The sequence below is a fragment of the Brumimicrobium salinarum genome, assembly GCF_002844555.1.
In the GTDB taxonomy this organism is placed as follows: domain Bacteria; phylum Bacteroidota; class Bacteroidia; order Flavobacteriales_D; family Crocinitomicaceae; genus Brumimicrobium; species Brumimicrobium salinarum.
Genome location: NZ_PJNI01000005.1, coordinates 154,046 through 171,784, shown reverse-complemented (window position 1 = coordinate 171,784; position 17,739 = coordinate 154,046). Strand labels below are relative to the sequence as shown.

At 33.2% G+C, this 17,739-nt stretch carries 15 protein-coding genes; 10 read left to right on the top strand and 5 right to left on the bottom strand.

Annotation, left to right across the window (positions count from 1 at the left end; genetic code table 11):
* Window positions 1-41: 41 nt before the first annotated feature.
* Window positions 42-656 carry a deoxynucleoside kinase gene (locus CW751_RS06340; RefSeq protein ID WP_101334162.1) on the top strand — a complete coding sequence of 205 codons (615 nt, stop codon included), beginning with the start codon at window positions 42-44 and terminating at the stop codon, window positions 654-656.
* A 9-nt stretch (window positions 657-665) separates the two neighbouring features.
* Here CW751_RS06340 and CW751_RS06335 read toward each other — a convergent pair whose 3' ends face one another.
* Window positions 666-1,232: a hypothetical protein gene (locus tag CW751_RS06335; protein WP_133122144.1), complete on the bottom strand. Its 567-nt coding sequence runs from the start codon at window positions 1,230-1,232 to the stop codon at window positions 666-668.
* 238 nt (window positions 1,233-1,470) lie between these two features.
* Between CW751_RS06335 and CW751_RS06330 the strand changes: the two genes are divergently transcribed.
* Window positions 1,471-1,878, top strand: a complete 408-nt coding sequence (locus tag CW751_RS06330; protein WP_101334160.1) for a DoxX family protein — start codon at window positions 1,471-1,473, stop codon at window positions 1,876-1,878.
* 11 nt (window positions 1,879-1,889) lie between these two features.
* Window positions 1,890-2,348, top strand: coding sequence for an RNA methyltransferase (locus CW751_RS06325; RefSeq protein WP_101334159.1), 459 nt, complete (start codon window positions 1,890-1,892; stop codon window positions 2,346-2,348).
* Between the two features lie 426 nt (window positions 2,349-2,774).
* Here CW751_RS06325 and rplI read toward each other — a convergent pair whose 3' ends face one another.
* Genes rplI through rpsF form a run of 3 tightly spaced genes read right to left on the bottom strand, consistent with a single transcriptional unit; the run spans window position 2,775 to window position 3,903 of the window.
* Window positions 2,775-3,221, bottom strand: coding sequence for a 50S ribosomal protein L9 (gene rplI, locus CW751_RS06320; protein ID WP_101334158.1), 447 nt, complete (start codon window positions 3,219-3,221; stop codon window positions 2,775-2,777).
* A gap of 32 nt (window positions 3,222-3,253) precedes the next feature.
* A complete protein-coding gene (rpsR, locus tag CW751_RS06315; protein ID WP_101334157.1) occupies window positions 3,254-3,514 on the bottom strand; it encodes a 30S ribosomal protein S18 in 261 nt (86 codons plus the stop codon).
* A 29-nt stretch (window positions 3,515-3,543) separates the two neighbouring features.
* Window positions 3,544-3,903 carry a 30S ribosomal protein S6 gene (gene rpsF / locus CW751_RS06310; RefSeq protein ID WP_101334156.1) on the bottom strand — a complete coding sequence of 120 codons (360 nt, stop codon included), beginning with the start codon at window positions 3,901-3,903 and terminating at the stop codon, window positions 3,544-3,546.
* Between the two features lie 266 nt (window positions 3,904-4,169).
* Between rpsF and CW751_RS06305 the strand changes: the two genes are divergently transcribed.
* The 7 genes from CW751_RS06305 to CW751_RS06275 all read left to right on the top strand — a co-directional run bounded on the left by CW751_RS06305 (window position 4,170) and on the right by CW751_RS06275 (window position 15,154).
* A complete protein-coding gene (locus CW751_RS06305; protein ID WP_101334155.1) occupies window positions 4,170-5,780 on the top strand; it encodes an FMN-binding glutamate synthase family protein in 1,611 nt (536 codons plus the stop codon).
* Window positions 5,781-5,941: 161 nt separating this feature from the next.
* Complete coding sequence (gene yidD / locus CW751_RS06300; protein ID WP_394335957.1) at window positions 5,942-6,193, top strand: membrane protein insertion efficiency factor YidD; 252 nt, start codon at window positions 5,942-5,944, stop codon at window positions 6,191-6,193.
* 102 nt (window positions 6,194-6,295) lie between these two features.
* The gene (locus CW751_RS06295) at window positions 6,296-12,220 is read left to right on the top strand and encodes an alpha-2-macroglobulin family protein (protein WP_165779232.1); all 5,925 of its coding nucleotides are present in this window, start codon (window positions 6,296-6,298) and stop codon (window positions 12,218-12,220) included.
* A gap of 278 nt (window positions 12,221-12,498) precedes the next feature.
* Window positions 12,499-12,951: an IS200/IS605 family transposase gene (tnpA, locus tag CW751_RS06290; protein ID WP_101334153.1), complete on the top strand. Its 453-nt coding sequence runs from the start codon at window positions 12,499-12,501 to the stop codon at window positions 12,949-12,951.
* A gap of 358 nt (window positions 12,952-13,309) precedes the next feature.
* A complete protein-coding gene (locus CW751_RS06285) occupies window positions 13,310-13,612 on the top strand; it encodes a carboxypeptidase-like regulatory domain-containing protein (protein ID WP_101334152.1) in 303 nt (100 codons plus the stop codon).
* Window positions 13,613-13,617: 5 nt separating this feature from the next.
* Window positions 13,618-13,875: a hypothetical protein gene (locus CW751_RS06280; RefSeq protein ID WP_101334151.1), complete on the top strand. Its 258-nt coding sequence runs from the start codon at window positions 13,618-13,620 to the stop codon at window positions 13,873-13,875.
* 256 nt (window positions 13,876-14,131) lie between these two features.
* Window positions 14,132-15,154: an AI-2E family transporter gene (locus CW751_RS06275; RefSeq protein ID WP_101334150.1), complete on the top strand. Its 1,023-nt coding sequence runs from the start codon at window positions 14,132-14,134 to the stop codon at window positions 15,152-15,154.
* A gap of 525 nt (window positions 15,155-15,679) precedes the next feature.
* Here the strand turns inward: CW751_RS06275 and CW751_RS06270 are convergent.
* Complete coding sequence (locus CW751_RS06270) at window positions 15,680-17,578, bottom strand: M1 family metallopeptidase (protein ID WP_101334149.1); 1,899 nt, start codon at window positions 17,576-17,578, stop codon at window positions 15,680-15,682.
* Window positions 17,579-17,739 lie beyond the last annotated feature (161 nt).

The window sequence follows — 17,739 nt, the reverse complement described above, 5'->3', positions numbered from 1 at the left end:
ACAATATTTGTATTTTAGTCCATCATTTAATTATTAGAATTATGCATATCGCTGTTGCAGGAAATATAGGTTCAGGAAAAACAACCTTAACTGAGTTGCTCGCCAAACATTATAATTGGCAAACTCATTATGAAAATGTTTCTCAAAATCCTTACCTTAATGACTTTTATGAAGATATGCAACGGTGGTCATTCAATCTACAAGTGTATTATCTTAATAGTAGATTTACACAAATTCAAGAAATACAGCAAACTGATAAAGTTGTAATTCAAGATCGAACAATCTATGAAGATGCGTATATTTTTGCTCCTAATCTCCATTCTATGGGGTTGATGACAACAAGAGATTTTGAAAATTATTTTTCGCTTTTTAATTTGATTGAATCATTTGTATCTGCACCTGATTTGTTAATCTACTTAAGAGCAAGCGTCCCAACTTTGGTAAATCAAATTCAACAAAGAGGGAGGGAGTATGAAGAATCTATTCGATTAGATTACTTAAAACGACTAAATGAGCGATACGAAGCTTGGATCAGTACGTATGATAAGGGTAAAATTCTTATCATAGATGTTGATAATAATAATTATCATACAGATCCAGAGGATCTGGGTAAGATAATATCAGGGATTGACGCAGAAATTCACGGGTTGTTTTAACGCATCAAACTACATTGTACGTTCGTCAAATGAGTTGATTAATTTTGAAAGTTCTAAAATTAGACTAAACTTCTTGTCATCCACGTTCTGATTATCTTTTTCACGATCTACATATTCACGTAAAAGTATTTCAGCATCTAAAATATGGTGTTCTTCAAAAGGACCTTCCATGTTCTCTATAATTGTTAAACATTCTAGGCTCACCATAAAATCATGTTTTACAGCCAGATTAACAAACTCTACTATGTATTCTGAATAATCGACTTTGCTGTTCCATATTGTGGTTAATAGTGGAAGATGAATTGCATTGTACGCCGTGTCTAATAAAATACTCATTAAAGTATCAGCACTGGTTGTAGATTTTATATCTCCCAAAAATGTAATAATTTCTTGTTCTGCAAGATCTGAAACACCAGCGTTCCACACCTTTATTATTGGCTTTATTACTTGATCATCTCCATTAACCTTGAGTGCTTTAAGTGCTTCTATGATGCTTTTTTCTTCTCCGGATCTGATGTCTTTCAGTAAACTTGCTACTTTAGCTTGTCTTTCCTCTTCTCTTTCTGCTGATGCCATATTTACAATTTTTTGCAAAGCTAAGGATTTTAATAACATTATTTAGGAGGAAATCAAGAACATGTAAATATTGAAATCATATAAAGAAGTATGGCTAAATTCAAATGATAAAAACACAAATACATTAATCATAATTCTTGACACTATAAATCCAATTATTTCTTTTTAAGGAAAGGAACTGTAAATTAAAAGTATAATTTTATATTTACTCTTTGTTTAATAAAATCGTATATATAAAATGGCTAAATTAACAAAAGAATGGCTGTATGGTAAAGATATTAGTTCGCTCCTTTTGCGTATTGTATTAGGTCTATCCATGTTTTATGGACATGGTCTTGGGAAGTGGGAAATGTTATGGGGAGACGGTGCCATACAATTTGCTGACCCTTTAGGATTGGGTGTAACGCTCTCTCTGGGCTTGGCTGTATTTGCTGAAGTTATATGCGCTTTAATGCTTGTGTTTGGATTGTTTACCAGACTAGCTTTAATTCCATTGATTGCTACAATGGCAGTAGCTGTATTTATTTTTCATAGTGGACATGCATTTGCTAAAATTGAGTTGTCTCTAATTTATTTATGTGGTTTTATTTCACTTCTATTTGTTGGGCCTGGGCGTATTTCTCTCGATCATATAATTAAACGTTAGTCAATTTTTAAATGAAGGTAAAAGCAGATAATGCCAATTATTTTGGAATAGGTATTTTACAACATAAACGAGGTCATAATATTGGTACTCTTTGGCGTTCCGCACACATTTTAGGTGCTTCTTATATTTTTACGATTGGTAAAAGTTATAAAAAGCAAACCTCAGACGTCTTAAAATCATGGAGAGAAATTCCTTTGTTTCATTACGATGATTTTGACGATTTCTATAAACATATTCCATATAATAGTCAGTTAGTTGGTGTCGAAATGGTTCCTGATGCAGAATATATAAAAGAGTATAAACATACGCCACGAGCAGTTTACCTTTTAGGAGCTGAAGATAAGGGATTGCCAGAAAAAGTATTGGAGCGTTGTCACCACATTGTTCAGCTACCTGGATTAAAATCATTGAATGTAGCTGTTGCAGGAAGTATTGTTATGTATGATAGAATTGCAAAACTTGAAAAGTAATATTCTGATTAGTCTCAAAAGTTAGGGAGCGTTTAATACTATTTTATAACCATGCTGCATGTCAACTGTATGCTTACTTTTAATCCTTAGCAGATGAAATTTTATAAAAATAGGAGTTGTAAAGCTACACAAAACCTGTTTCGTAGTGACATTTCAAATTAACGTTTGTATACAATAGTTGTTATCAATAAATGGCTCATTATGTTGATTTGTAAATAGGTAAGTAGATGGGTGGGATATAAGCTCGTCCTCAACAATTATCCTTGAATCGTAATAGCACAAGTTATTAACTTCAATTATGGAGCTTTTGTAAGTTTGTGTTATCTCATGAAATTTAATTTCAAAACATAAAGAATAGCAATTAGTTGAGAAACAAAAAAGCCGTTCCATAAATTGAAACGGCTTTTTTATAATTATTTGTAAATCTTACTCTTCTACAACTTCAAATTGAAATTCTGCTGAAACTTCTTTATGTAAGTTTGCAACAGCGGTATAGGTTCCTACTTCTTTAATAGGCTCATCAATTATTTTTAATGACTTTCTATCTACTTCTACACCTTCAGCTTTCAATACTTCTGATAATTGGATTGTGTTTACAGAACCAAAAATACGACCATTTTCGCCTACTTTTGCTCCAATTTTAATACTCACATCCTTAAACTTAGAAGCTAATCCTTGAGCTTCTTCTTTAACTTTTTCTTCCTTATGAGAACGTTGTCTTAAAACTTCTTCGTGTGCTTTTTTTGTTGATTTTGTTGCAACAATTCCATATCCTTGAGGAATTAAGAAGTTTAATGCGTAACCAGGCTTTACTTCAACAACATCGTCTTTGTATCCTAGCTTATCAACATTTTTCTTTAATATGATTTCCATAATTTTCTAAATTAATGTGTTAATAAATAAGCTTATCTTAACTGATCTCCAACGTATGGAAGAATCGCTAAGTGACGCGCTCGCTTAACAGCCTTGTTAACTCTACTTTGGAACTTAGATGAAGTTCCTGTTATACGACGTGGTAAAATCTTACCTTGTTCGTTTAATAATTTTAATAGAAAATCTGCGTCTTTGTAATCAACGAATTTGATTCCACTTTTCTTAAAACGACAGTATTTTTCTTTCTTAATGTCAATGTTTACCGGCGATAAATATCTTACATCTTGTGCCATAATTGCAATTTTTTTTGTTCTTTACTTAATTACTGAGCTTCAGCTTTTGCTGGTTTAGCTCCTTTCATTCTTGACTTTCTTTTTTCAGCCCATTCTTGATGGTGTTTGTCCATCTTTACAGTTAAGAAACGCATTACACGCTCATCACGTTTGAATGTTACCTCTAATTCAGAAACAAGATTTCCTTCTCCTTCAAATTCTAGAAGGAAATAAAAGCCTGTTGTTTTTTTCTGAATTGGATACGCCAATTTTTTCAAGCCCCAAGACTCAGAATTAGTAACTTTTCCACCAAGAGTTTTGATCTCTTGCTCGAACTTCTTTACTGCTTCCTTTGTCTGGTCTTCAGACAAAACGGGAGTTAAAATGAAAACAGTCTCGTAGTTATTCATATTATTATTGTTTTAATTAAGGCGACAAAGATAGGTAAAAATCTTTTAATCTAGCTTTTTTTTATAAAATATACCTTTAAATGGTTTTTTATTTAGTTATTTCAAAATATGAAGTACACCCAAAGCTTTAATATAATCTTTTGTTTGTATATTTATTTATGCTCGATTATAGGATTCCTGTTTTCTTAATTTAAGATTAATCCTGTTGAAAAACTTATTGTTTTTTGATTTAATTCAATACATTTACTCAAAAAAATGATAGTAACATGCGGATAAAGTTTGTCATTATAAGTTTTATATTGTTGGTTGGGACTCTTGCGCTCTCTATGTATTTGAGTTTGAATTGGTTAGTTCTATTTGGTGTTGTCCTTATTCTAACTATTATGGGATACGTTGATATGATTCAAACCAAGCACTCAATCCGAAGAATTTATCCTTTAGTAGGTAGACTAAGATATGTAATGGAAGAGTTGAGACCAAAAATGTATCAATATTTTATTGAATCAGATATAGATGGACGCCCTTTTAATCGTTTGGATCGGTCATCAGTTTATCAAAGAGCAAAAAATGTTAGAGACACCATTCCTTTCGGAACTCAGTTGGATTTATATGCGGAGGGTTATGAATGGATGTGTCATTCAGTGGCGCCTAAGGCTTTTGACAAATTAGATCATGATCCGAGAGTTCTTATTGGTAATAAAGATTGCAAACAACCTTATTCAGCGAGTATTTTAAATATTTCAGCGATGAGTTTTGGTTCTTTGAGTGCGAATGCTGTCGAAGCGTTAAACGGAGGTGCTGCACTCGGAAATTTTGCGCACAATACTGGAGAAGGAGGACTGAGTGATTATCATTTAAAACATGGTGGAGATCTTATTTGGCAAATTGGTACCGGATACTTCGGATGTAGAGATGAAGATGGGAATTTTAATCCAGAATTATTTGCTAAAAAGTCTAAGCATGAAAGTGTTAAAATGATTGAGATAAAGCTTTCTCAGGGAGCTAAGCCAGGACATGGTGGGATTCTACCCGCTTCCAAAAACTCCGAAGAAATTGCAAGAATTAGACATGTTAAACCGCATACCTTGGTTGCTTCACCTCCTTATCATTCAGCTTTTGATACACCTTTAGAGATGATTAAGTTTATTAAACAACTTCGCGAACTTTCTGGTGGAAAACCAATTGGATTTAAGATGTGTATTGGGCATAAAAGTGAGTTTATTGCAATTTGTAAAGCCATGATGCATCTAAATACATATCCTGATTTTATCGCTATCGATGGAGGTGAAGGTGGTACGGGGGCAGCTCCACCTGAATTTAGTAATTATGTAGGTGCACCTTTAATTGATGGATTAGATTTTACACACAATATTTTAAATGGTTTAGGTATAAGGGAACATGTAAAACTAATTGCCTCAGGAAAAGTGTCGTCAGCATTTCATGTTGCACGTGCGATGGCTTTAGGTGCCGATGCTTGTTATCAAGCCAGAGCAATGATGTTAGCTTTAGGATGTATTCAAGCGCTAATATGTAATACCAATGAATGTCCAACTGGAATCACGACTCAGAAATCTGAATTGACAGTTGGATTAGTGGTCAAAGATAAAAAGGTACGGGTGGCTGAATACCATAAAAAACTTTTAAAAAATTATGTTGAATTACTTGGAGCATCTGGACTGGATGAAACAAAGTATTTGTCGCGTTCACATATTTATCGACGTGTTTCTTTAAATGAAATGATAACGTATGAAGAGTTGTTCCCTTCATTTGATTATGGAAGTATGCTCGATGAATCTGATATTCCAGAGAAATATAAGTTAGATTTCGCTAATGCTGATATGGAAAGTTGGGGGATAAAATTTCATAAGTTACAGTAGCTAGATTTACTGTGATTTGTATAGTTTTAGATTGCCACGACTACGAGATGGAACCTTGATGTAGTGTGGGGTAATCAAACAAAGGTTTTTAAAGTTTCTATTTCGAAGTGGTTTATGGATTATCAAACAACTTCCTCCCATAAAATCCGTAATTTTACACCGTGGAAGTAATCAAAAAAATCATACGATTTCCTTTTATAGTTTTGATCCGTTTGTATCAATACATCATCAGCCCAATTTTCCCAGCGAATTGTCGGTATAACCCAACGTGTTCGCAATATTCAGTTGAGGCAATCAAAGAATGGGGAGTTTTGAAAGGTGGTTGGTTAGCGTTAAAAAGAATCAGCTCTTGTCACCCGTGGGGAGGTTTTGGAGATGATCCTGTGCCGAGGAAAGATAAAACCAAGGATTGAAAGATTGAAAGAAGATTAAGAATTCGTAATTTTAAAATTCGTAATTCCTAATTGATTATGGAATTGGTACTTTCTTTGCATCACAAAACAAAATTACACAACATGAAAATTCAACATCTTCTGGTTCTTTTAAGCTTAATCATTTCTTTTTCAGCACTTAGCCAAAAAGAGAATCCCCTCGAAAAAGTAGATAGTCTATTCAAAATTCGTCAACCCAATGCCGCCCAACAGAAATTATGGACTATCATTGAAACAGCTAAAAAGAATGAAGATCATTCTACGCTTTCCAAATCCTTCTCCTATTTTAATAAGTTTTTAGCTCCCTTAGAAATGGAAGAGCGCGCTGCGCTTTATTTTGAAGTTTTTAAAGCAACTCAAGATTTACCACAACCTTCAAAGTCTATTGCACAATTGCAAATGACTCAAGAAGTCGCTTACAATTTTAATTCTTGGTTTGGATACCGCCAATTACAGATTTATGATTCTATCAATATAGGTGATGATATTGTTCGACATGGTTTTGTGTTGAACAACATTCAAGCATTAGAAAAACAATTGAATACATTGAGAAGTTATGATTTCCAGCCATTTCAAGAAGTTTTAACAAAAGAAAATGACAGTCTATTTGTACTGCAAACCCTTTCCGATTATGTCGCTTATCAATTGATTAATTTATATCAATCCTCGATTATTGAAAGTGGTGGCGAATTAAAAAAATCATCCACTGATCATGAACAATGGTATGCTTCCTCTTTTGATTTTACTGGATTAGAATTTCAAAATGATAATTTGACAACAAAGATTTTGAAACTTTATCAAATCATTGAAAAAAACAACAAGAACGTTGCTAATTATTTGAGCTCCTCAGTTTATCAAAGATTACATTATTTAAAAAATAATTTTAATAACGAAAAGGCAATTGAACAAGCTTGGCAAGAACAATTTGAATATTTTAAATCCACTTCAGCCCGATCTAAATTCTTATTTGAAATCGCAAAGTCCAAGTATTTAAAAGGGAAGGATTATCATTTTAAAAGAAATCCTGATGTTGAACAGTTAATCAAAGAAGCACATAGTCAACTGATTGGTGAGCTTGAAAAGTTTCCGAATAGTGATTTTGAATATGAAATCAAAGCCTTAATTCAAATTGTCGAGCAGAAAAACATCAATATTTCAGCCCCAAATATCTTTAGTCCAAATAAAAAGATTCCTTTCTTAGTGAAACATAGAAACATGGACCAACAGGTGATACGCATTTATAAAGTTAAAGATTATACTCCATTGAATAATCAAAATTTGAGATTGATAGCCGCTGATGATCACTTGACATTGGTGCAAACTTTAACCATGGATTTGAAGAATAAAAACCGCTTCCAAGAAAGATCAACAGAATTACTTTTGGAGGAAATTCAATCCGTTGGAAAATATTATATCGTTGCTACTAATGATGATGAGCCCCTTGCGGAGTTAGCTAAAGACAGTAAAAGATGGAACGCCAAAGAAATTTACTTCACGGAATTAACCATTACCGAAATCCGCGTTTCTACCACCAGTGCAAATAACGAATATGCCATTTTAGTGGTGGATGATAAAACCAATCAACCTATAGAAAACGCAGCAGTTAAACTCTTTTATTACGACCGAAGAAAAAGTAATGATTTAATTGAGTTTGAATCGGGAAAAACGGATAAGAATGGACTTTTTACTTCATCCATAAAAGACAAGAACCGAATATTATATACGGTAAGTCATAAAAACTCCTTGTTGCATGGCAATGATTATGTGAGAAGCAGCGGTGAAGAAAGAATTTTGCGTAGGGTGGAATTAATCACTGATCGATCGATTTATCGACCTGGCCAAAGCGTTTATTTTAAAGGTATTCTATACAAAGGTAAAGATAACGAATATGAGGTGATCCCTGGAGAAAAAATTACTTTGACCATTAAAGATGCTACTCGACAAAACGTTTTTGAATCTAATTTCCGCACCAATGAATTTGGAAGTGTAGATGGAAGTTTTCAATTGCCTGAATCAACTGGACTTGGCAACTTTCAATTAATAGCGAGTGGAAGAGGAGATTATGCATACTCAAGTGCCCAGTTTTCGGTGGAAGAATATAAGCGGCCCACCTTCGAGGTGAAATTAAATCAACCTAAAAATGAAGCTCAATTAGACGATACTGTTTCCATCTCTGGAAATGCTAAAGCTTTTGCTGGTTTCCCAATTACGAATGCAAAAGTAAGTTATTCAGTGTATAGAAATTGGAATCGCTATTGGAGATATTATAATCAACCGTCTTCGGGAGATTTATTGAAAGAAGGAAAAGTAAAAACAGATGAAAACGGAAAATTCACCATTGACTTCTTTGCAGAATCAGATCCAAATGCTATACAAAACGCTTATTATACGTATGAGATAAAAGCAAAGGTAACCGATGTTTCAGGAGAAACGCACGAACAAACTTTGTCCTTAAACTTGAGTGAAATTGGAGTTTCTATTCAAGTGAAAACACCTGGACAATTCTTTACGCATAATGAAGAGTTTGCAGTAATTGACATTGTAAATCTAGCTGGAGAAAAACAAAAAGATTACAACGGAACAATTAAAGTTTATCGAAAAGAATACTCCGACCAATTCTTAAATCGAATATGGGAGAATGCAGAAATCCAAAAATTCAAAAACGAAGAGCTACAAACACTTTTCCCAAATATGAATTTGAATGCTTTTAAAGAGAAGTCTGAAAGTGAACAACTGATCAAAACTATTTCTTTTCAAAGTGGAGATTCTCTTAAAATCAACGACTGGATCAACAATCAACAAGGACAATATATTTTTAAATTTCAGGCCTTAACTAAAGCCGGAGATACAATTAAAAATCAACAACAAATTGTAGCAATTGATGTAAGTGCAAAAGAACTTCCTTTTCATAATGCTTTATGGACTTTTGTTTCAGCCAAAGAAGTAAAAGTAGGTAAAGACATTGATTTTCAAATCGGTTCATCGTTTGAAAATGCGCAAGCTTTGATATCTGTTTATCGAAAGGATGAGTTGTTGAGTAGAGAATGGGTCCAATTAAAAGACAGACATTCTTTATGTTATTCAGTAGAGGAAGAGGACCGTGGAATGTTGAGATTTGAAGCGATTTTATTTAATAATGGTGTTTTCTATTCGCAGTCTGAAAATGTAAATGTGCCTTACAGTAATAAAAAATTGAAAATTAAGACTTCAACGTTTAGAGATTTATTAGAACCTGGCCAAAAAGAACAATGGAGTTTTACCATTCAGGATGAAAACCTAGAGTTGGTAAAAGCCGAATTAGCTGCTACTTTATATGATGCTTCTTTGGATCAATTTAGAGGACACAACTGGAACTTTTTTCCTTATTATAAATGGAGTTTTTATTATGGATGGAACCGTGCTTGGACGCGGGGAATTCAGAATAAAGGTTCCTTTGGTTTGGGATGGGAGTTAAGACAAGTACTCAATAGAAGAAATATGAGATATGAATATCGAAAAGTGCCTCATTTTAGTCGTATTGTTGATTACCATGATCAAGGATTTTCTCAAAATAGAATTGCACGAGACGTGATTGCTGCAGCTCCTGAAAATATGCAAGGTGAAGTTGCAGCGGAAGAAGAAGTTATAGAAAGTGATGACAAAAGTGGAGATTCAACTGTCGAAAAGAAAAAAGAAAAATCGGAGCCAATCAACCCAAGAAGCAATTTCAACGAAACAGCTTTCTTCTATCCAACAATATACTCCAACGATTCAAATAAATATGAATTAAATTTCACCTTGCCCGAATCATTAACAAAATGGAAATTGTTGATGTTAGGCCACAATAAAGAACTCCAAATTGGAACTTTCCAAAAAGAAATTGTTGCTCAAAAAGAATTGATGGTGACTGCCAATGCACCTCGTTTTGTGAGACAAGGAGATGCAATTGATTTTGCTGCAAAAGTGGTGAATTTAACCAAAGAAGAGCAAACAGTAGAAGTAACGTTGATGCTGGAAAATCCTATAAATCAAGAAAGATTGAATTTAATTGGTCGTCAGCCTTTGAGTAAAATGGTGATCATTCCTGCTGGAGAATCAGAAGAAGTGATTTGGAATATGAATGTTGGAAATCAAGAAGTTATTCAATATACGATTACCGCTGCTAATGAAAGTTTCAGCGATGGAGAACAAAACAGTATTCCTGTATTGAGCAATCGTATTTTGATTACCGAAACAGATCATGTGTTATTGAGAGAGGCAGGAAGCTCTAAACATGAGTTTGAAGCATTTAAAAATCAAAATTCATCGACTTTAGAAAATAAATCATTAACGATAGAATACACTGATAATTTAGCATGGAATGCGGTGATGGCTTTGCCTTATTTAACGAAAGAAAATAACAAAAGTGTAACCGCCTTGGTGAATAGTTATTACGCCAACGCCATTGCAAAAGACATTGTGAATAGTCATCCGCAAATTCAAACGATATTTAATCAATGGAAATCAAAATCTCCTGATGCTTTATTGTCAGAGTTGGAAAAAAACAAAGAATTAAAAACGATTCTTTTAGAAGAAACACCATGGGTGATGGATGCCAAAAATGAAACGGAACAACGTCGAAGAATTGCACAATTATTTGAATTGAATCAATTGCAAGACAATCAAAACAACTTGTTGAATGAAATCAAAAATAAACAAAATGCCGATGGCGGATTCAGTTGGTTTGGTGGAGGGAAATCCAATATTTACATCACTCAAAATGTTTTAACGAGATTCGGTCACTTGCAACGTTTGGGGATTTCAATTGACCAAGCAAAATATATGTTGCGCAATGCAGAACGATTTGCTGCCAAAACACAAGTAGAGCGTTACAATAAATACCTTAAAGACAAAAAATCGTATAGCGTTTCCAAAATAGATGTGTATTGGTTGTATTCCAGAACCTTTTTTAGCAATGAAAACAGCAAAGCCATTGATGAGGTAGAGAGCTACATTCAAACACAATTGAAAAAGGAATGGACACGTTTTAATCCATATTTACAAGCCATGATTGGAATTTACTTTGAAAGTGAGAACATCAATGACAAGGCACAGTTGGTTTACGCTTCTTTAAAAGACAGAGCAAAGAAAAACACAAAGTTAGGGATGTATTGGATGGAGAATTCAGGATATTACTGGTATCAAAATAACATTGCAAGTCAAGCAATGATTATTTCATTCTTCCAAACAATGAACGCTCCAGAAAAAATGATGGACAACATGCGTTTATGGTTAATCCTCAACAAAGAAAGCAATGCTTGGGAAACAGGAGCAGCCACAGCCGAAGCCGTTTATGCGATTCTATCTTCAGGAAAAGATTATTTAACGACAAGCGAAAAAGCAACCATAAAAGTAGGCGAAAAGCAATTTGTTTATTCGTCAAGCACTGCCGATAATGAAATAGAAGTTGAATGGACACCAGGTTTAGGTCAAGTAAAAAATAAATGGACAGGCGAGGAGATTTCTAGTGATTTAGGAGTTGTTGAAATCGAAAGATCCGCTGAAGGTCCTGCTGTTTTGAACTTGTATTGGCAATACACCGATGAATTATCAAAAATCAAAAGTAGTCAGAACAAATCGATGCAAATTGAGAAAACCTACAGAAAAATAGTTCCTGGAGCAAAAGACGAGAAAGGAATTGTGGATTCTACATTTAAAGTTGGTGATAAAATAGAAATCGAATTAATTGTAACGGTAGATAGAGATTTAGAATTCGTTCACATCAAAGATTTGCGTCCCGCAGGATTCGAACCAGCAATGTCTACAAGTGGTTATAAATTCGATAAAGGTTTGTCGTATTATCAAAGTCCAAAAGACGTTTCAATGGATTATTTCGTTGATAATTTACCCAAAGGTAGGTATAAATTTACTTATATTGTTTATGCAACACACAGCGGGAGTTTCAACAGTGGAGTAGCAGAAGTTCAATGTCATTATGCGCCGAAATTTTCTGGGAATAGTGGTGTGATCGGGGTTAAGATTGGGAGGTAAAATTTTATAAGTGGTTGAAACCACTTTTAGATAGCTCGGGATTTCTATTGGTGAGGGGTGAATCCCTCACCAATAGATTTCATGAGACTAAATCATAGAGGAGTTGAAACGGATATCATTGATGCGGGATTCATCCCGCATTCAATGTTTTTGACTTGTAATCATTAAGCCGTTTCAACGGCTTTCTAACTGAATCGAGAAAATAATTAAAGATTTTCTTTTTAGATTTAAACTATTTCATTAACTTAATTATAATTACTTACCTAAATCATAAATTTATGCCTAAATCATTTAATAGAATATGGGTCCATGCTATATGGGCGACCAAGAGCAGAAAGCCTTTAATTCATTCAACTATGGATAATGCCCTTCATGACTACATTATAAAAAAGTTCAAGGAAATTGGATGTCCAATTCGAATTTCAAACGGTTATCATGAACACGTTCATTGTTTGTTTTTACTAAATCCAAAGATGCCACTCGATGATATTATTCAACGGGTAAAAGGGAGCAGTTCACATTTTGTAAATAGCAATAATCTCATTCCAGAAAAGTTTGCGTGGCAAAGGGGATATCGATCGTTTTCTGTATCAGAATCTGTTTGCGATAAAGTTTTTAATTACATTTCAAATCAGAAGGAGCACCTTGATAAGAAATCTTTTATTGAGGAATATAAATCCTTTCTACGATTGCACAACTTAGAAGTGGAAGGCGATAGTTTATTGGAATAAGTGGTTGAAACCACTTTTGGACAGTTAGAAAAGTCCATTAGTGAGGGATGAATCACTCACTAATGGACTGCTCAATAGTTAATGGAATTTAATCTTTTCTTATTTAATAGCTCATTCACAATGACTCTTAAAGCTAAAAGAATTGAGTTTTTACACTCATTAGAATTTTTTACACATTATTGACGTGGGATTTATCCCGTATTTAATAGTTCATTCTTCGTTCTAGCCAGCCGTTTTTACGGCTTTTAAACCCTTTTTCGTCTCTTGCTAGAATATTATATTTTAAAATTACCAGTCTTTATTTTTAGTCCTGTCTAAATAAATCGTATATATTTGTCAAAAATATAAATTTAGCAGCATGAATAAAATTTTGCAACTGGCAATATTACCGTTTTCAATCATTATTTTGTCAGGATCGATTTTCTCCCAATCCACAATTCTAGGAACTGTACAAAGTAAAGATGCTGAGCGTTTAGCTTGGATAGATATTGTTGTTGAAGGAATGAATAAAGGAGCCACTACAAATGCCGCTGGAGAGTTTACAATTTCTGGTTTACCTACTGGAAATTATAATTTAATTTCTCGGTCTTCAGATTTTCAAAACGATACTATCGCTGTTGTTTTAAAAGACAATAATCCAGTGAATGTAACTTTTATCTAGTTATATTGGATGCTGAAAGCAAGGAGAACCTTGTTTATAAAGGTAAAAGATATGTTTATGAAGCCACAGGAATTGACGAAGGTAAACATCAATTGGCAATGAAATTGGCTAAAATAGACGGAACAGTTAGTTTTCCCAGTACGGTAATTATGATTGGGAATAATGTTGTGTACAAAAACAACAGTTTTATGTCGAAAAAAGAAGTGATGAAGATATTAACAAATGTAAGCGAAACATATAAAAGCAATCAGTTAGGAATGTAGGGTGAGAGAAGATTTATAATTCAATTCACAAGCGACCATGACTTTGCTGAATTCAAGTTTTGATAAGAACTAAATCTTAATTTTAAATCTTATGAAAAAGTAGATATTGTTAATGTTTTGTTTATTGATAAAGATATGTCCGTTTGAAAAACACTATTTTTGTACATTAAAATGTTCAAACAGTCCTTATTTCATTTAGAGTAAGATCAGTTCTTTGTGACTTATCTAATGTTATGACAAACGAAATTTAATTCTCATGAAGAACACCGCTTACTTTTTTATAACTACCATTGCCATAGTCATTATCTTGATTTATGGAAAAAGCATTCTGATACCATTTGTTTTCGCGCTATTATTGTGGTTCATAGTACGTAAAATCAGACAGGAATTTAACAAAGTCAAGTTTATAAATAAATACTTCCCTCTTTGGTTAAAAAATCTAATTCCTTCTGTCTTGTTGCTTATAGTACTTTCATTTATTACCAAATTAATGATGATGAACATTGCTGTTTTAACCCAATCTTATTCTCTTTACGAAGGGAATATTGCGGTGCTGATAGAGCAAGTAAATGAACTTTTTAAAATCAATTTGATAGATTTCTTTAAGGCAAATGCAGGAACCTTTGATTTTGGTAGTATCCTTCAAAAAATCATTGAATCATTGACGAGTTTAGTGAGTAATGCTTTTATAATACTTATTTATGTTTTATTTATTCTGCTAGAAGAAACAAATTTTTATACGAAAATGAAAATTGCTTTTGCTGAAAATGAACAGATTTTAATGCTTACGAAAGTACTTGAAGAAATTGAAGTTTCTGTGAGTAAATATATAGGTCTAAAAACTTTGATTAGTTTTATAACTGGTTTTGCAAGCTATATTGCGCTCTATTTTATTGGTATTGACGCGCCATTATTTTGGGCCTTCTTAATCTTTCTTTTAAACTTTATTCCTACGATTGGTTCGTTAATAGCGACACTCTTCCCCATGTTTTTTTGCTTACTTCAGTTTGGGGATTTTTCTAAAGGATTAATCGTACTTGGTGTTGTAGGCGGTATACAGGTTCTTGTTGGAAATGTTCTCGAACCAAAATTAGCAGGAAATACCTTGAATATAAGTCCTCTCCTAGCTATATTCGCGCTGACTTTTTGGGGTGCATTATGGGGAGTTACTGGAATGCTTGTTAGTGTACCGATTACAGTTATTATGGTGATTGTTTTTTCTCATTTTAATATGACAAAACCAATCGCAATCATGTTTTCTGAAAAAGGAGAAATTTGATGAAACTGTCCGTTTTTATTCTAAAATTCGTATCGGATAATTTACCAGTAAATATATTTAAGCCGTTAATCATGTGAATAGACGGTTAACTGATAAGATCCTTCGCAAATTTCACTTTCCAACCAGTTGATAAGTGAAACTCTCTTCTCTCGATTGCTTCCCAACACCCACAACTGTCATCTAGATCATATTTGAAAATTAAGATTTTCAAACATGGAAGGATCTTGTCAAGTTAAAAAGAGTACTCTTTATTTTAGTTTATTAAACTACTGGTAAAGTTCCCGATAAGCATTTATTCTAGTAATCAGTGTTTATATGCGCCAATACATGACTTTAAGTTTTTTGTAACGTAAAAAATGTAGTTTAAAAATAAATGGTGTGCCTTACACTGTGAGTCATCTATATGATTATTCTATTCAGCATTATTCGCATATTTACCTGTTTGAATATATGCTACAAAAAAAGCCCGTCTATAAATAAACGGGCTTCATTCTTTTCTCGCATCAAGTACGTTATAAGCTTGTATCAATATTTCACGCCTAAAATTTCATCAACAGTTTTGTAAGAAATAGCATGATAATAAGGTCTTGCTTCCTTGTAAACTTCTTTCCCCCATTTTAGTGTTTCATCTGTTGAAGCTAAAGTTGTATATATTGGAGCTAAGAATTTTCTTCGACCAACTTTTTTGAGGAATGCTTTAATTTCAGGCCTAATCTCAGTGTAGTTATTTTTAATTCCTAAGATATACCATTCAGACATAATTTCTGCATTTCCACAATCTGCAAAATTTAATTGCTCATCAATCTTAATCATTTTTTCTTTAGCTAATTTACCTTCAAAAGCACGTATAAAAGCAATCCATTCTTGAGTAATCTTATCATCTCTACTCAAGGATGTGAATTCAGCAGGTAACTCATCTTCATTTTTTATTTCAATAGCTAACTTTTCAGCTTTTTCAAAGCGATCTGATTTAATTTTAACAACATTGTCAGGAATGCCTTCGCCATAAACCCAAGCGTCTACATTAAAGTCAACATTTTCTTTTTCAAGTAAATTAGATTTTAAATAGGATACAAATTCCTCAGTGGTAAGCGTTTCAAATTGATATGCATTGAAATAAGAAGATAAAAATTGATCAAATGTTTCTCTTCCTACCTTACTCTCAATGGTTTTTAAGAAAAATGCACCTTTAACGTAAGCAATATCTGTCATTCCTTCATCAGGATCTCTTTCTTGTAATTCTAATTTTAAATGTGTGTCTTTTTCTCTTCCTGAGGACATCATTTCGTTAACACTACTTTCTAATTCTTGAAATTCAATTAAAGCAAGCATGTCGGCAATTTCTTTACCATAAACAGCTTCCATAATTCTATTTTCGAAATACACAGTGAAGCCTTCATTCAACCAGAAGTCATTCCAACTTGCATTAGTTACCAAGTTTCCAGACCATGAATGAGCTAGTTCATGCGCGATTACACTAACTAAACTACCATCACCAGCAATTAATGTAGGTGTTGCAAATGTTAGCCTTGGATTTTCCATTCCACCAAAAGGGAATGAGTAAGGAAGTACAATTACATCGTAAACGTCCCATAAGTAATCACCATAAATTTTTTGTGCAGCTTCTATCATTTGAGGAATATCTTTAAATTCCTTTTCTGCCGCTGCTATCATATGAGGTTCTGCATAAGCACCGCTTTTCGGTCCTAATTGTGCATATTCCAATTCACCCACTGCTAGAGCCAACAAATAAGAAGGAATGGGTTGTTTCATTTGGAAGCTATACAATCCATCATCATTTTTGACGGTTGGATTAGTTGCACTCATTAATGCCATTAAATCACTAGGAACTTTTAAATCTGCTGAATATGTAAATCTATTCTCTGGTGAATCTTGAACGGGTATCCACGTTCGTGTGAGTATTGCTTGCCCTTGGGTGTATAAAAAAGGATGTTTTTTACTCCCAGTTAACTCTGGAGCTAACCAATCAAGTGCTTCTGAATTTTTTGTTGTTTCATAATAAATATTTACAAATCTATCGTTTTTGGTTAGCTCTACAATTAATGGTGAGCCCAACAATGAGTCGCGTTTCCCCACTTCATAATTCGCAGAAACTTCATTTCCTTCGGCACCTAAAGTTATGCTGTCTATTTTTAAGTCTTTAATATCAAAAATTGCACGATTAGCTCCTTCATTAATCATTTTATGTCTAGCTACACCTGCTAAAATTTGATTTTGAAAGTCTACATTTAATTCTAAATGTAAGTGTGCCGTTCTTATCTTATCGATATTTCCATAGCTGTGATTTTTAATGGTAACATCTTTACTTTGATTTGATTGGGCTTCTTTTTGAGTTTTTTTGTCTCCTGTGTTACAAGAAAATAACATTGCAAAAGACAGGATGAATAGTAATTTAATATGCATAGTATTGATAATTTTATGTCGTAAAATTAAAATTTTATCTTTAAACCCTACTGTTTTAATGTGTTTAAAAAGAATTTCATAATCCTTCTTTCACGAAATCAAACATTTATTGATTTAATTCAGAAACAATTTAACGTATTTTAGCAAGAGGTCGATTTTTT

What these genes read in the sequence shown, in the direction of transcription:
- CW751_RS06330 (WP_101334160.1), top strand. Translation starts at nt 1,471, where the DNA reads ATGGCTAAATTAACAAAAGAATGGCTGTATGGTAAAGATATTAGTTCG.
- rpsF (WP_101334156.1), bottom strand. Translation starts at nt 3,903, where the DNA reads ATGAATAACTACGAGACTGTTTTCATTTTAACTCCCGTTTTGTCTGAA.
- rpsR (WP_101334157.1), bottom strand. Translation starts at nt 3,514, where the DNA reads ATGGCACAAGATGTAAGATATTTATCGCCGGTAAACATTGACATTAAG.
- CW751_RS06275 (WP_101334150.1), top strand. Translation starts at nt 14,132, where the DNA reads ATGAAGAACACCGCTTACTTTTTTATAACTACCATTGCCATAGTCATT.
- rplI (WP_101334158.1), bottom strand. Translation starts at nt 3,221, where the DNA reads ATGGAAATCATATTAAAGAAAAATGTTGATAAGCTAGGATACAAAGAC.
- CW751_RS06285 (WP_101334152.1), top strand. Translation starts at nt 13,310, where the DNA reads ATGAATAAAATTTTGCAACTGGCAATATTACCGTTTTCAATCATTATT.
- CW751_RS06305 (WP_101334155.1), top strand. Translation starts at nt 4,170, where the DNA reads ATGCGGATAAAGTTTGTCATTATAAGTTTTATATTGTTGGTTGGGACT.
- CW751_RS06340 (WP_101334162.1), top strand. Translation starts at nt 42, where the DNA reads ATGCATATCGCTGTTGCAGGAAATATAGGTTCAGGAAAAACAACCTTA.
- CW751_RS06335 (WP_133122144.1), bottom strand. Translation starts at nt 1,232, where the DNA reads ATGGCATCAGCAGAAAGAGAAGAGGAAAGACAAGCTAAAGTAGCAAGT.
- tnpA (WP_101334153.1), top strand. Translation starts at nt 12,499, where the DNA reads ATGCCTAAATCATTTAATAGAATATGGGTCCATGCTATATGGGCGACC.
- CW751_RS06270 (WP_101334149.1), bottom strand. Translation starts at nt 17,578, where the DNA reads ATGCATATTAAATTACTATTCATCCTGTCTTTTGCAATGTTATTTTCT.
- CW751_RS06295 (WP_165779232.1), top strand. Translation starts at nt 6,296, where the DNA reads ATGAAAATTCAACATCTTCTGGTTCTTTTAAGCTTAATCATTTCTTTT.
- CW751_RS06325 (WP_101334159.1), top strand. Translation starts at nt 1,890, where the DNA reads ATGAAGGTAAAAGCAGATAATGCCAATTATTTTGGAATAGGTATTTTA.